A 13050-nucleotide genomic window follows, 5' to 3' on the forward strand; every position below is an offset into this window, starting at 1 on the left:
CCCTGCGAGAACCGAGCTGCTGTAGACACGTCACGTAGCGAAGTCAGAACGCCGCCACGGAGCGCTGTTATTCACAGACGCGGCTCGCGCCGAGGTCGTTCCGAAATCGATCAGTTTCGGCCGATTGCGGAAACCTACAACCCCTCCGTCTGCGACAGTGTGAAGGTGACTCTTCGTATAGCGGCTGTTCAGGCCGAAGCCTCGCCGGGTGAGGTCAACCACAACATCGCAAAGACCGTCGATTTCATCCAGCAAGCCTCCTCGGAGAAGGTCGACGTCAATTCCTGGACCTCGTCTTCCTTGCCGGGCAGGGCCTCCGACCTGACAAGCAGTCCCTTCGTCACGCTCATGACATCACCTCTTCCTGGGTCGAATTGCCCGCTAATAGGGCGAGTTGTCCCAGGGCCGGCTGGCTCTGGGGGCAGGTCCCGCCACGCGATCCCGGCCCGGTACCGGTAGATGATCCCCTCCACCAGCGTGCGGTGATCACGAAACGTCTACCTCGCTTACCATCCGGGGCCGGCATGAACGGCTCGACCAGTTCCCAGTCGCCATCCGAAAGCACCCTCATCCGCGACATGCTGTCCAGAATCGCGGGTCACCCCCCACGCGATTGGGAGACACGCCCTAGCTCTGGGCCTCGCCGAGGCGCGCTTCGGGCGTGAGCTCGGCGCGGAGACCGCCGCCGGTCGCAGCCCGGGCAAGAGCGCGACCCAGCGCAGGTGCCTGCTTGAACAAATTGTGACCGGCCACAAAAAGGACAGAGCCTGCCTCCCACACGGCCACGCCGTCCTCACTCCACGGGAGGTCGGTCACCCAGCAGTGAAGGAAGTCGCGCGGCTCTGGGTGGAGACCGGGCAGCGCCCGTGTCACGTATTCGCGTGCGCGTTCGTCCAGCGATCGAATCGCCGCCGGGTCGATGAAAGTTCCGTCGTCGCGGACGCCGACGGTGTCGCTGAGTCCGACCGAATAGTTGCTGTTGCCCGGTAGCGGCGTCGCGTAGACGCCGACTTCGCCGAAGACACCGCTGCTGTCCTGCAGGCACGCGACTCGTGCCGGGGCGGCGGCTTTCACGTCGAAGGTCAGCCTGACGTGTGCAGCAAGGCGAACCGGCAGCGACAGGCCGACGCTGCGTGCCAGGCGGGCGGTTTCGCGGCCGGCGCACACGACCACCTTGGAGTAAACAGCCCGGTCGGTGACGCTGCGCACCTCGACCGTCCCGTCGGCGCGAGGATCGATGGAGATGACCTCACCGGTGGTGACCGCATCTGCGAGGGCACCCGTGAGTGCCGTGATCGCGGCGCGGGTGCGGATCGCGCCGCCCGACTCGTCGAGCACCGCTGGCCCCGAGTACCCAGCGAGCAGCGGCATCCGCTGGGCGACCTCGGCCGCGTCTATCTCGTGCGCTTCCACGCCGCCGACCTGGTCGAGCACCCGCAGCCGCGCCAGGGCGCTGTCTCCGATCGCCAGGACACCGTCTGATGAGACCAGCTCGACGTCGAAGTGTTCGGCCCACTCATCCCATACGCCGCGGCTTTCGCGCGCGAAAGCGACGAGTCGCGGGTCGTCGTGGGCATGCCGGAAGATCCGCGCCTCGCCTGCGGACTGACCCGTCCCGGGCAGACCAGCCTCATACAAGCGCACCGGCACGCCCTTCTCCCGCAGCGCGTACGCCGTCGACAGACCGACGATCCCGCCCCCGATCACTGCTACCTCGGGTGAACGCGTCGTGGCAACGCCGTCGTCACTTCCTGCCATCGCGGTTCCCCGATCTGTTAGTGATTAGCGATAGGCCGCAAGAGAAGGGGCCGCTGCCACGACGTCAGCGGGCTGTGTAAGCCCGAAGTCACCGCGCGCAGCGACCCTCCCCCTTCGTGGGCCAGTACTCCCGGTCTGTGGTGTCAGGCGGGGAGTTTGGAGCCCAGGACGTCCAACTTCTCGATCGTCGGCTCGGAGAACAACGTGCCGGTCTGCTCGCCGAGAGCGGTCGCAACCGCGCCAGACAGGTGCGCGTCGCGGCCGGCGTCATCGGGGAACACGTCGAAGATCCCGAAAGAGGACGGTCCGAGACGGATCGCGAACCACGCGACGGTGGCCGGTTCCTCCTCGACGAGCCCTCGCCCGATGCCGAGGAATTCCTGGACCTCGTCTTCCTTGCCGGGCAGGGCCTCCAGCCTGACAAGCAGTCCCTTCGTCACGCTCATCACATCACCTCTTCCTGGGTCGAATTACTCGCAAATTTCGCCACGATCGTCTCGCAGAACGCAGGCAGGTCATCGGGCGAGCGGCTGGTGATCAGATTCCCGTCCACCACGACGTCCTGGTCGACGACGTCAGCACCGGCGTTGCGCAGATCCGTGCGGATGCTCGGGAAGGACGTCAAGGTGCGACCTCCGACCACACCCGCCTCGATCAACGTCCAAGGCCCATGACAGATCGCCGCCACGGGCTTGCCACTCTCGACGAAGTCGCGGACGAAGGAAACGGCGTCCTTGTCGACCCGGAGCTGGTCGGGGTTCACCGTGCCGCCGGGAAGCAGCAGGGCGTCGTAGTCGCCCACCGAGGCGTAGGCGATCAACCCGTCGACGGTGAACGTGCCCGCTTCATCCAGGTCGTCCTTACGGGCCTTGATCTCGCCGTCGTGGATCGAGAGGACCTCGGTCTGAGCGCCGGCCCGTTCCAGTGCTTCGCGGGGCTTCTCGAGCTCAACGCGTTCGACTCCGTCGGCGGCGAGGATGGCGACTCTCTTGCCCTGCAGCGTCTCGGCCATATCAGTTCGCCTTCTTCTCGGTCGACATCCCGGGCTTGATGAGAACCTTGGTCCAACCCTTTGACCGGGCGTCGAAGTTCTTGTACGCATCGGCAGCCTGGTCCAGCGAGATCTCGTGGGAGACGATCCAGGAAGGGGTCGCCTTGCCGGCGGCGATCAAGTCCCGCAGCTGGCGGTTGTACCGCTTGACCGGGGCCTGTCCGCTTCCCATGGTCTGCCCCTTGAACCAATGTGTGCCGAAATCGATGGCCGCCTTTCCCTGCCTCGCGAGATCATCCTTGGCTCCGGGGTCCTGGGGGACGAACACGCCGACGGTGCCGATTCCTCCGGTGAAACGCACCGCGTTGATGAGCATGTTCGTCGTAGCGGCGGTGTCCTCGTTGCCCTGGGGATCGTGGGCCTGGTAACCCACGCATTCGCAGCCCCGGTCAGCTCCCAGCCCCATCGTCTCGTCGAGCACGGCTTGCACGGGATCGACCTTGGAGTCATCGATGGCGATCGCGCCGATCTGCTCGGCCAACGCGAGCCGGTCAGGGTGACGATCGACCACCATCACCTTCGCGGCGCCCTTGATCATCGCGGACAGGGCGGCCATCAGCCCGACCGGACCCGCCCCGGCGATGACAACGCTGTCGCCCGGGATCACGCCGGCCATCTCGGTGGCGTGGTAGCCGGTGGGGAAGATGTCGGAGAGCATGACGTAGTCGTTCTCCTTCTCCTCCGCATCCTCGCCCAAGCGCAGCGCGTTGTGGTCACCGAAAGGCACACGGAGCAGTTCCGCTTGGCCACCGCCGTAGGGACCCATGTCGGCGAACCCGTAGGCCGCACCGGCGAATGATGGGTCGGGCTGGGTGGTGAGGCAGTAGTTGGTCAGGCCGCGTTCGCAGTTCTTACAGAATCCGCACGAGATGTTGAACGGGAGCACAACCCGGTCTCCGACCCTGACCTTCTCCACACCACTACCGACCTCGATGACCTCGCCCATGTTCTCGTGACCGAACGTCCGGCCCACCTCGAAGGACGTCCGCCCCTCGTACATGTGGAGGTCCGAGCCGCAGATGTTCGTCGTCGTCACCCTGACCAGCACATCGGTAGGGCGCTCGATCTTCGCGTCCGGGACGTCCTTCGTGCTGACCTGACGGGGTCCCTCGTACACCACTGCCTTCATGTCCACTCCGATCCGATGTGTTGCTCGAGAACCTACTGGCCTCGATAGCCTGCTGGTAGGGCATTGACAACGCCAGCCCTTCGCGAGACATTGAACGCCCGCCGAAACCACGTTCTGGTGTGCGTTTTCGGCGCGATCCGTGGCCTCTATCGCGAGTGCACCGTAAACGATCGTTTCCGGCGGTCTACCGCTCTATGCGGCAGGGGGCGAGATACCTCGGCGTCTTAGGCTGTTTGAATGGACGCGGACTGGATTGAGCATCGACGTTCCGATGATGGCGAGCTGTTGGGGTGGATGAAGCCGGCCGGTGAGGATTTCGTCGCCATCGATCTGCTTGGTCGCAGCCGCACCGAGGCGGTGGACTGGTTGACCGCGGAGGAGACGCTTGACGCGTTGGGGCTCACGTACCTCGCGGACTCCTATGAGCTCCGGCTGGACGATGGATCCTGGCTAAAGGTGCGTGTCGCCGAAGTCTCACCCGGCGGCATCCGCCTGCAGAAGGACGACTGGGGAAACACTTTCGCAACCGAGCTGTACTACTCGACGCAGTTTCCCGTCAACCAGGGCACCCTCCGACCGATCGCTTAGCACCTCCGCTACTAGGCAGCGCTCAGCACGTACGGGACCTTGAACACCCCCGCCGGAAACGATGGTCATCTCAAGGAGTCGTCGCATCCTCGGGAAGCCATCGTCTCGGGGCGAGGATGCGTGTCGATCGGCGCGACCGTCGATGCAGAAGGCCCGATCTCCGCCTCCCGGATGAGACGGCCCCGCCTTCGGACGGAGGCTCGCGCCACCTCACTTCGTTAGCGTGGACCTTATGAACGATCTGCCGCTCTTCTTGCTGCTGCTTATGCCAGGCCTCATCGGAACTGTCACCGCTGCGGTGCTTGCACCGAAGTTGAACCGGCAGTGGCGAGAGCGCCGAGAGGCCGCGGCGAGCCGGAACACCTGATCCGCCGTCCGGCTATGCCGCGAACGACGTTCTGCTCACGATTGTTCGCGGTGGGCGCTGCCGAGTCAATCAAGCGTGCCATAAACGATCGTTATTGGTCGATCGGGTCCGCCGACATTGACGCTGCCGGTCCCGGGTGGTCGTCAGCTCGATCGACGCGCAGAAGGGTTAAGGCGATCAGGATTATGACGATCAGCGTCGAAGCCAAGACGATGATGACCCTGACCTGCGCAGGGTAGCGGAGTCGCGGCCGTCGCGAGGAGCGGCTCATTGCGATGGGGCGATGATGGTGGTGGTCTCCGGGGTGATCTCGACGATGCCGCGCTCGTCGGCGACTATGAAGCGGCCATCGTCGGTGATGGTGAACGCTTGGGCGGCACCGCTGAGAGTGGCCCGGCGCTCCCAGGCCCCATCTGCTGCTTGCACCCACAGAGCATCGTCTGTTCCAATTCCCGCGATGGTGCCGTCAGGCTGAGGGGCAAGGCTATAGAGCAGTGGCGCTCCTTCGACGGCGGCAAACGTAGCGCCGCGATCGCTACTGCGAAGGAGGCCTTGTTCTGCTGCGGCGTAGATGCCTTCTTCCGTAGCTGCGAGGTCGACGGCGGATAGCGCGGCGCCGCTGAACCAGTTCCGGCCGTCGTCGGTGCTGACGAGCAGATCCGCATTGCTTGAGGCGAGTCCGTAGAGCGTCCCGTCCGGCCCGGCGGTAAGCACATGGAAGTCGGCGCTTCCGGTGAGCGAGACCGGTGACCAAGTTTCGCCGAAGTCGTCGCTGCGGATGATTCCCAAGTTTGGTGCTCCGAGTTCCGACGGGGTCTGCGTTCCCGGATGGCCGGAGGCAAAGAAGGTCTCGCCTCGGAGCGTGAATCCCATCGCGTCCAGGTCCTCCCCCGCGATCGGGCCCGACATTTCTCCGTCGGGGGCGAGGGTCAGGATGCCGCCGTGGGTGGCCACGAACAGGTCCTCTCCTCGCGGGTCGGCGACTATGCCGTGAATGTGTTGAATCACTGGCAACGATGCGTCGCTGCGGGAAGGTCGCTCAGCTGCGCACCCGGTGATCGCGATCGCGGTGAGGGTGGTGACGGTCAGGGGCAGAAAACGGTTCATGATCTTCCGGGTCGCGGGAGGGCGGACACCCCGATGAAGGGCTGCCGCCGGGGTATAGGTGAGCGGGAACGTGGTGTCTGCGCTAGATGATGGTTTGGCCAGGGCGATGCCGTCACTGTTCCGACCGTTGCCGACCTTTCCTTGGCCATGTAGATGGCGGTCATGACGTCTCCTGTTGGAGGGGGGGAGCGGCGAGGTGACGGGACGGTCGATTGCGGCATCGACCGTCCCGTCAGCGACCGCCATGGCGGGTTGTGCTTGCAGGGCGATTTGCGAACCTGGGCCGACTTAGAGAGCGGCGAGAAGGTCGGTGCATGCCTGCTCGCAGCGGCGGCAGGATTCGGCGCACTCGCGGCAGTGCTCGTGCATGTCTGCGTGCTGTTCGCACTCGGCGGCACAGGACGCGCAGGCGGTGCGGCAGGCTTCGAGCAGGGCGCGAACCGTCGCGACATCCGGTGTGGTTTGGCGGGAGAGCACTGCACCGGTGGCGGCGCAGATGTCTGCGCAGTCCGAGTTCTTCCGGATGCATGTAATGAGCTCGGCGACCATGTCTTCTCCGAGGCATGCGTCTGCGCAGGCGGTACATGCCTGCGCGCATTCGACGCACGCCTCGATACAGCGCAGAAGGGTCTCCTGTGCTTCGGCAAAGCCGACCTTCGGGTGGGTGGCGAGCATCTGATCTGCAACAGTCATGGGTGCTTTCCTTTCTTCAGGGACCTTCCCCGGCGTGTGGTCACGCTAGAGCGAGGTCAAGGGTCGATGTAGGGGATTGAGGTCTCGGTAAATGGGGGCTAGGTGAAGGGCAGCAGGCTGAGTCCTGCTGTCGTCGGTGATGAAGACGTGGCGCCACCGTCGCGGCTAGGGAGGAAGCTGTCACCGTCAGGTGCGGGCACGATCGCGTGAGCGTACGGCATCGCTGTGTCAGCGTGATCGCCGCCGACCGAAGGTGGTTCGGCCGCGGTGCAGCCGGTGAGGGGCATGCCGGTGGGCGCGACAAAGCTCGCCGTCGCGCGCAGGTAGGTACGCATCCCGCACCACTTTCGATTCCACCGGTGAGGACGCCTTCCGGGGCGTCCTCACCGGTGGGGTGCGTTTAGAGCTGCGCGAGCAGTTCCTGCATCTGGGCGATCTCAGCGGTCTGGGTGTCGACGATGGTCTGCGCCATCTCGACCGCGTCAGGGTTCTGGCCGTTGTCGACTTCGTCTTGGGCCATCTCGATCGCGCCTTCGTGGTGCATCGTCATCTGCTCGAGGAACAGCCGGGACGCCTCGGCGCCGGTGGCGGCTTCTAGCGCGGCCATGTCGTCCTCGCTCATCATGCCGCCGCCGTGGTCCATGCCCTCCATGCTGTCCATATCGGGCATGTCGGCGCCCCACTCGTCCAGCCAGGACTGCAGCTGGTCGATCTCGGGCTGCTGGGCGGCCTTGATGTCGGAGGCCAGGGTGAGCACGCCCGGGTCGATGCCTTCCTTGTTCAGGATCATGTCGGCCATCTCGACGGCCTGCTGATGGTGCGGGATCATCATCTGCGCGAACATCACATCCGCGTCGTTGAAGTCCGCCGTCACCGTGGACGATGAGGACGGGGACGAGCTGCTGCCGTGGTCCATGCCGGGCATGGATTGCGAGCCGGAGCCGTCGGCGCAGCCAGCAAGGGCGAGGGCGGCGGCGAGGGTGAGCGCAGCGGCCGCTGCGGTACGAATTTTCATCAGAGTTCTCCAAATACAGGGGTACGTGAACGAGCACCGGTCAGATCGACGGGTGGGTGAGGTCCGGCCGGCAGGGTGCGCCGGCTCGGCCGTATCACGTACGGCTGATGCAGAGAACGGTGAGAGAGGGCGGCCGCAGTCTCGGCCCACCGGGAAGCGCGGCGCTGAGTGGCTGCGGGCGCGGCAGGAGCGACAACGACACTTTGCTCGGGCGGAGTCGGCCCAGCAGCAGCACGGTGGCTAGGAGAGCCAGCACACACGTCATCGCGAGCATGTCTGAGTGGCCTGAACCGCAGTCCGCGCACGGCTCGCCCGTCGCGGTGCTGCCGGAGTGGTGGTCCTCAGGGGTGGCACTGGCGGTGGCGACGGTGGTTTGGTGGCCGGTGTCGGCGGCGGTGTGGGTGTTGAGGGAGTGCATGGCCAACAGGCCGACGATGACCGCGGCGGTCACTGCGATGAGCAGCAGAAGGGTGCGCGCCATCGACCGTCCGGCGTGGAGCCGTTCCGTCAGTGCGATCAGCGACATGTCACTCCCTCCTTCCACGGTACGACACTCCTGTCAGTGGTCGGTAACCGCGTCCGGGCTGAGGTTGAGGCGCCGCAGCAGTTGAGCGTTGAGGGCCACGACGATGGTGGACAGCGACATCAGGATCGCGCCGACAGACATGGGCAGGACGAACCCGATGGGAGCGAGTACCCCGGCGGCCAGCGGGACGGAGATGAGGTTGTACCCGGCGGCCCACCACAGGTTCTGCTTCATCTTGCGGTAGCTGGCTCGGGACAGTTCGATCACCGACAGCACGGAGCGGGGGTCGTCGCTGGCGAGGATGACACCGGCGGACGCGATCGCCACATCGGTGCCGGCGCCGATAGCGGTGCCGACGTCGGCTTGCGCGAGGGCCGGTGCGTCGTTGACCCCGTCACCGACCATGGCGACCTTGCGGCCTTCGCTTTGAAGCTCCTTCACCTTGGACGCCTTGTCTTCGGGGCGGACCCCGGCGAAGAACCGGTCGATACCGAGGTCGGCGGCGACCGATGCGGCGACGGCTTCGGCGTCTCCGGTGATCATGACCACCTGCACGCCCCGCTGATGCAGGGCGTCGACGGCGTTGCGGGACTCGGGACGGATCTCGTCCGCCAAGCGCAGCGCCCCCGCGACCTGCCCGTCGACGAGCACGTGCAGGATGATCGCGCCCTCCTTGCGCCACTCGTCCGCGACCGGCAGTTCGGCTGCGTCTTCCTGGTCGAGCATGTGGGGGCCGCCGACCTGGATGGTGCGGCCGGTCACCCGCGCACGGACACCGACGGCCGGTGAGGACTCGAAGTCGCTGGCGGTGGGGACGGTGAGCTGCTTCTCCTGCGCGGCGTTCACGATCGCCCGAGCCAGGGGGTGTTCCGAGTCCGCTTCGGCGGCCGCGGCCCACGCCAGAAGCTCGTCTCCGTCGATGCCGGCGGCCGGGGCGACCGAGGTGACGGCGGGTGTGCCCTTGGTGAGGGTGCCGGTCTTGTCGAACAGGACCGTGTCGACGGTGCGCATGCTCTCCAGCGCGAGGCGGTCCTTGATCAGCACGCCGCCGCGGGCGGCGCGCTCAGTGGCGATGGACACCACCAGCGGGATGGCCAGACCCAAGGCGTGCGGGCAGGCGATGACGAGCACGGTGATGGTGCGGATGACCGCTTGATCGGGGAACCCGACCAGGGTCCAGACTGCGGCGGTGACAGCGGCCGCCCCGAGAGCGAACCAGAACAACCACCCCGCGGCACGGTCCGCGAGGCGTTGCGCGCGGGATGAGGAGTTCTGCGCTTCGGTGACGAGCTTCTGGATGCCGGCGAGAGCGGTGTCCTGTCCGACCGCGGTGATTTCCACCCTGACCCCGGAGTCGGTGGCGACGGTGCCGGCGATGACCTGGTCTCCGTCGCTGCGGCGAACCGGGCGGGATTCGCCGGTGATCATGGACTCGTCCATGCTGGCCGAGCCCTGCACGATCCGGCCATCTGCGGGTACCCGTCCACCGGGGCGGACAACGACGACGTCTCCGACCTGCAGCTCGGCGGGGGCGACGGTGACGGTGGTGTCCCCCTCGACTTTCTCGGCCTCGTCGGGCAGGAGCGCGGCGAGGGAGTCCAGGGCGGAGGTGGTCTGGGCGAGGGATCGCATCTCGATCCAGTGCCCGAGGAGCATGATGACGATCAGCAGCGCCAGCTCCCACCAGAAGTCCAGCTCGTGGTGCAGTAGCCCGATGCTTGCACCCCATGAGGCGAGGAACGCGACGGTGATCGCGAGGGCGATGAGGAGCATCATGCCGGGTTTGCGGGCGCGCAGCTCGCTGACGGCGCCGGTAAGGAACGGGGCGCCGCCCCACACGTACATGACGGTGCCGAGGATTGGGGACACCCATCCGACCCACGCCGCGTCCGGCAGCGGGTATCCGATCAGCATCGAGAACATCGTGGAGAACCCCACGACGGGCACCGCGAGGATCAGCATGATCCAGAACAGCCGTCGGAACCGGGCAACGTGGTCTCCGTGTCCGGCGTGCCCGCCGTGGTCGGCATGACCGTGCCCGGAATGACCCGCGGCGGGCGCCCGGTCGTCTTCGCTCTGCGGGTGACTCATCACTGCGTGATCGTGTTGGGTGGCAGTCGCCGGGGCGTGGTGGTCTGGGTGATCGGAGTGGTTGTGGTGGTCGTGCTGGCTCATTGAAGCCTCCTTCGCTGGGTGCGCCGGTGCGGCGGCACGGGTCAGGCCGGTTGGGGCACGGGAACGGGGGTCGTAGGGGCGGGTGCCGGGTGGGGTCGGAACCGGCGCAGCCGGAGGCTATTGGTCACGACGAACACCGACGACAACGCCATCGCCGCTGCGGCGACGAGAGGATTGAGCAGGCCGGCCATCGCAATCGGGATAGCGGCGACGTTGTACGCGAACGCCCAGAACAGGTTGCCCTTGATGGTGCCGAGGGTGCGGCGGGAGAGGCGGATTGCGTCAGCGACGACGGTGAGGTCGCCGGAGACGATGGTGATGTCGCTGGCGACAATCGCGGCGTCCGTGCCTCCGCCCATGGCCAGGCCGAGGTCGGCGGCGACGAGGGCGGCGGCGTCGTTGACGCCGTCACCGACCATCGCGACCACGTGCCCGTCGTCCTGAAGCTGGCGGATCACATCAAGCTTTCCAGCAGGAGTGACTTCGGCGTGCACGTCGGGGATGCCGACCTCCGCGGCGATTCGTGCGGCGGTGGTGGTGTTGTCGCCGGTGAGCAGCACCGGGCGCAAGCCGAGCGCCTGGAAGCGGGCGATCGCGGCGGCGCTGGTCGGCTTCACGGTGTCGGCCACCCCGATCGCGCCGAGGTACTCCCCATCGCGACCGACCGCGATCGCGGTACCGGTTCGCGCGAGAGCATTCAGCTCGGCGGCGGCTTCGGCCGGCGGGTGGATGCCCCACTGCTCGGCCAGCCAGGACGCCCGGCCCGCAACGACGGCAGACCCGTCCACGATCCCTTGGACGCCGAACCCGGCGTGCGACACGAAGCTGTCCGCGTACGCGACCGCCGGGGCGGCAGTAGCGACGGCACGGGCGACCGGGTGCTCGGATCCTGCCTCGACCGCCGCCGCAACGCGCAACAGCTCGTCCCGGGTGACACCTGCGACGGGGCGGACGCTTGTGACGGTCATCTGACCGGTGGTGACTGTGCCGGTCTTGTCGAGCACGATGGTGTCGACTGTGCGGGTCTGCTCCAGCACTTGCGGTCCGCGGATCAGGATGCCCAGCTGTGAGCCGCGGCCGGTCCCGACCAGCAGCGCGGTGGGGGTGGCGAGACCGAGGGCGCAGGGGCACGCGATGATCAGGGTGGCGACCGCCGCGGTGAAGGCTAGCTCGAGCGAGGCTCCAGCGATTGTCCAGCCGAGGAACGCGGCCACGGCTAGTCCGATGACGATGGGAACGAAGACGGCAGAGACGCGGTCAGCGATGCGCTGCACCTTGGCTTTGCCGGTCTGGGCTTCCTCCATCAGCCGGCGCATGCGGGCAAGCTCGGTGTCCGCCCCGATCCGGGTGATTTCGACGATGAGGCGACCACCGACGTTCACCGTGGCGCCGACCACGCGGGACCCGGCGGTCACTTCGACGGGCACCGATTCTCCGGTGAGCATGCTGGCGTCGATCGCGGAGGAACCATCGATCACCAGCCCGTCAGAGGGAACCTTCTCCCCCGGCCTGACAAGGACGGTGTCTCCGACAGCGAGCTGCGCGACCGGCACCGTCCGTTCGACACCGTCGACGAGCTTTGTGGCGTGCTTCGCGCCCATCTCCAGCAGTGCCCGCAGCGCCTCCGACGATGATTTCTTCGCGCGCGCTTCGGCGTACCGGCCCGCCAGGATGAAGACGGTGACCAGCGCCGCGACTTCCAGATAGATCTCGTGACCGCCGGCCTGCGGCGCGCCCACGAGGGTGAAAGTCATCGTCATTCCGGGCATACCCGCGCCGCCGAAGAACAGGGCGTACAGGGACCACCCGAACGCGGCAATCACGCCGACGCTGATGAGGGTGTCCATGGTCGCCGCGCCGTAACGGGCGTTCACGGCCGCAGCCCGGTGAAAGGGCCACGCCCCCCACACTGCCACCGGGGCGGTGAGCGTGAGGGCCAGCCACTGCCAGTACTCGAACTGCAACGCCGGGACCATCGACAGCACCGCCACCGGCAACGACAGTGCAGTACTGATCAGCAAGCGCCGCCGCAGCGTCCCAACCTCGCCGTCCTCACCGTCCGGGGTGTTCTCATCGATGTCATCGCTCGTCGGCGGTGCGGGAAGGGCTGCCTGGTATCCGGCGGATGCGACGGCGGCGATCAGGGTGGCAGGGTCGACGTCGCGCCCGCGAACACGCGCCTTCTCGGTGGCGTAATTCACCGACGCTTCCACACCGGGAAGCTTGTTCAGCTTGCGTTCGATCCGGGTCGCGCACGACGCGCACGTCATCCCGGAGATATCGAGCTCGACGTCGACCGTGCTCATGCGGGGCTACCTGCCAGGGTGTAGCCGGCCTCCTCGACCGCGGCTTTCACGGCGTCAGAGTCGATCGGCGCGGCGCTGTGAATGGTGACGCGGGACGTACCGCCGGCGTTCAGGTCAACTGTGACGTTCTCCACACCGTCGATCGCGGTCAGCTCCTCAGTGACGCTCGACACGCAGTGCGAGCACGTCATCCCGTCTACCAGGACGTCTTTCGTGACGGCGGCGGAGGTCGACGCGGGAGCGTCCGTCGCTGCGGATGTGGTGCAGCAAGCGCAGCCGGCGTTGGTGTCTTTCAGAACGAGGTCAATGCGGTCAGTCATGATGTGCTCCTTCAA

At 66.6% G+C, this 13050-nt stretch carries 13 protein-coding genes and 1 pseudogene; 1 reads left to right on the forward strand and 13 read right to left on the reverse strand.

Annotated features, from left to right (window positions below; all coding sequences use genetic code 11):
• Positions 1 to 188 precede the first annotated feature (188 nt).
• From ACPYN5_RS15040 to ACPYN5_RS15065, 6 genes and pseudogenes are all read right to left on the reverse strand, one after another.
• Positions 189 to 350, reverse strand: a complete 162-nt coding sequence (locus ACPYN5_RS15040) for a hypothetical protein (protein WP_424449831.1) — start codon at positions 348 to 350, stop codon at positions 189 to 191.
• Between the two features lie 42 nt (positions 351 to 392).
• Positions 393 to 580, reverse strand: a pseudogene (locus tag ACPYN5_RS15045) (transposase); the annotation flags it as partial.
• A 47-nt stretch (positions 581 to 627) separates the two neighbouring features.
• Positions 628 to 1707 carry an NAD(P)/FAD-dependent oxidoreductase gene (locus ACPYN5_RS15050; protein WP_424449805.1) on the reverse strand — a complete coding sequence of 360 codons (1080 nt, stop codon included), beginning with the start codon at positions 1705 to 1707 and terminating at the stop codon, positions 628 to 630.
• Between the two features lie 194 nt (positions 1708 to 1901).
• Positions 1902 to 2204 carry a putative quinol monooxygenase gene (locus ACPYN5_RS15055; RefSeq protein WP_061018829.1) on the reverse strand — a complete coding sequence of 101 codons (303 nt, stop codon included), beginning with the start codon at positions 2202 to 2204 and terminating at the stop codon, positions 1902 to 1904.
• The gene (locus ACPYN5_RS15060) at positions 2204 to 2770 is read right to left on the reverse strand and encodes a type 1 glutamine amidotransferase domain-containing protein (protein WP_424449806.1); all 567 of its coding nucleotides are present in this window, start codon (positions 2768 to 2770) and stop codon (positions 2204 to 2206) included. Before ACPYN5_RS15060 ends, ACPYN5_RS15055 begins: the two co-directional genes overlap by 1 nt.
• A gap of 1 nt (position 2771) precedes the next feature.
• Positions 2772 to 3938, reverse strand: a complete 1167-nt coding sequence (locus tag ACPYN5_RS15065; RefSeq protein ID WP_424449807.1) for a glutathione-independent formaldehyde dehydrogenase — start codon at positions 3936 to 3938, stop codon at positions 2772 to 2774.
• A gap of 237 nt (positions 3939 to 4175) precedes the next feature.
• On the opposite strand from ACPYN5_RS15065, the gene ACPYN5_RS15070 reads away from it, so the two are divergent.
• Entirely contained in the window at positions 4176 to 4526 is a 351-nt protein-coding gene (locus tag ACPYN5_RS15070; protein ID WP_210006373.1) for a hypothetical protein, read from the forward strand.
• Positions 4527 to 5160: 634 nt separating this feature from the next.
• On the opposite strand, the gene ACPYN5_RS15075 is transcribed toward ACPYN5_RS15070, so the two are convergent.
• The 7 genes from ACPYN5_RS15075 to ACPYN5_RS15105 form a co-directional block, all read right to left on the reverse strand.
• Positions 5161 to 6000, reverse strand: a complete 840-nt coding sequence (locus ACPYN5_RS15075) for a F510_1955 family glycosylhydrolase (RefSeq protein WP_114587682.1) — start codon at positions 5998 to 6000, stop codon at positions 5161 to 5163.
• Positions 6001 to 6288: 288 nt separating this feature from the next.
• Complete coding sequence (locus ACPYN5_RS15080) at positions 6289 to 6693, reverse strand: four-helix bundle copper-binding protein (RefSeq protein ID WP_114587683.1); 405 nt, start codon at positions 6691 to 6693, stop codon at positions 6289 to 6291.
• Between the two features lie 400 nt (positions 6694 to 7093).
• A complete protein-coding gene (locus ACPYN5_RS15085) occupies positions 7094 to 7708 on the reverse strand; it encodes a DUF305 domain-containing protein (protein WP_114587684.1) in 615 nt (204 codons plus the stop codon).
• Between the two features lie 94 nt (positions 7709 to 7802).
• Positions 7803 to 8234: a DUF6153 family protein gene (locus tag ACPYN5_RS15090; RefSeq protein WP_114587685.1), complete on the reverse strand. Its 432-nt coding sequence runs from the start codon at positions 8232 to 8234 to the stop codon at positions 7803 to 7805.
• Positions 8235 to 8267: 33 nt separating this feature from the next.
• Positions 8268 to 10409: a heavy metal translocating P-type ATPase gene (locus ACPYN5_RS15095; protein ID WP_424449808.1), complete on the reverse strand. Its 2142-nt coding sequence runs from the start codon at positions 10407 to 10409 to the stop codon at positions 8268 to 8270.
• A 41-nt stretch (positions 10410 to 10450) separates the two neighbouring features.
• Positions 10451 to 12715, reverse strand: coding sequence for a heavy metal translocating P-type ATPase (locus ACPYN5_RS15100; protein WP_424449809.1), 2265 nt, complete (start codon positions 12713 to 12715; stop codon positions 10451 to 10453).
• Positions 12712 to 13035 (reverse strand): heavy-metal-associated domain-containing protein, encoded by a 324-nt coding sequence (locus tag ACPYN5_RS15105; RefSeq protein WP_114587687.1) that lies wholly within the window; start codon positions 13033 to 13035, stop codon positions 12712 to 12714. Before ACPYN5_RS15105 ends, ACPYN5_RS15100 begins: the two co-directional genes overlap by 4 nt.
• Between the last annotated feature and the right edge of the window lie 15 nt (positions 13036 to 13050).

This window comes from Microbacterium arborescens (assembly GCF_049707515.1).
Lineage (GTDB): Bacteria > Actinomycetota > Actinomycetes > Actinomycetales > Microbacteriaceae > Microbacterium > Microbacterium arborescens_B.

Excerpts from the sequence above, each read along its gene's own strand:
- ACPYN5_RS15055 (WP_061018829.1), bottom strand. The coding sequence starts at position 2,204 with ATGAGCGTGACGAAGGGACTGCTTGTCAGGCTGGAGGCCCTGCCCGGC.
- ACPYN5_RS15065 (WP_424449807.1), bottom strand. The coding sequence starts at position 3,938 with ATGAAGGCAGTGGTGTACGAGGGACCCCGTCAGGTCAGCACGAAGGAC.
- ACPYN5_RS15085 (WP_114587684.1), bottom strand. The coding sequence starts at position 7,708 with ATGAAAATTCGTACCGCAGCGGCCGCTGCGCTCACCCTCGCCGCCGCC.
- ACPYN5_RS15040 (WP_424449831.1), bottom strand. The coding sequence starts at position 350 with ATGAGCGTGACGAAGGGACTGCTTGTCAGGTCGGAGGCCCTGCCCGGC.
- ACPYN5_RS15075 (WP_114587682.1), bottom strand. The coding sequence starts at position 6,000 with ATGAACCGTTTTCTGCCCCTGACCGTCACCACCCTCACCGCGATCGCG.
- ACPYN5_RS15100 (WP_424449809.1), bottom strand. The coding sequence starts at position 12,715 with ATGAGCACGGTCGACGTCGAGCTCGATATCTCCGGGATGACGTGCGCG.
- ACPYN5_RS15095 (WP_424449808.1), bottom strand. The coding sequence starts at position 10,409 with ATGAGCCAGCACGACCACCACAACCACTCCGATCACCCAGACCACCAC.
- ACPYN5_RS15090 (WP_114587685.1), bottom strand. The coding sequence starts at position 8,234 with ATGTCGCTGATCGCACTGACGGAACGGCTCCACGCCGGACGGTCGATG.
- ACPYN5_RS15070 (WP_210006373.1), top strand. The coding sequence starts at position 4,176 with ATGGACGCGGACTGGATTGAGCATCGACGTTCCGATGATGGCGAGCTG.
- ACPYN5_RS15080 (WP_114587683.1), bottom strand. The coding sequence starts at position 6,693 with ATGACTGTTGCAGATCAGATGCTCGCCACCCACCCGAAGGTCGGCTTT.
- ACPYN5_RS15060 (WP_424449806.1), bottom strand. The coding sequence starts at position 2,770 with ATGGCCGAGACGCTGCAGGGCAAGAGAGTCGCCATCCTCGCCGCCGAC.
- ACPYN5_RS15105 (WP_114587687.1), bottom strand. The coding sequence starts at position 13,035 with ATGACTGACCGCATTGACCTCGTTCTGAAAGACACCAACGCCGGCTGC.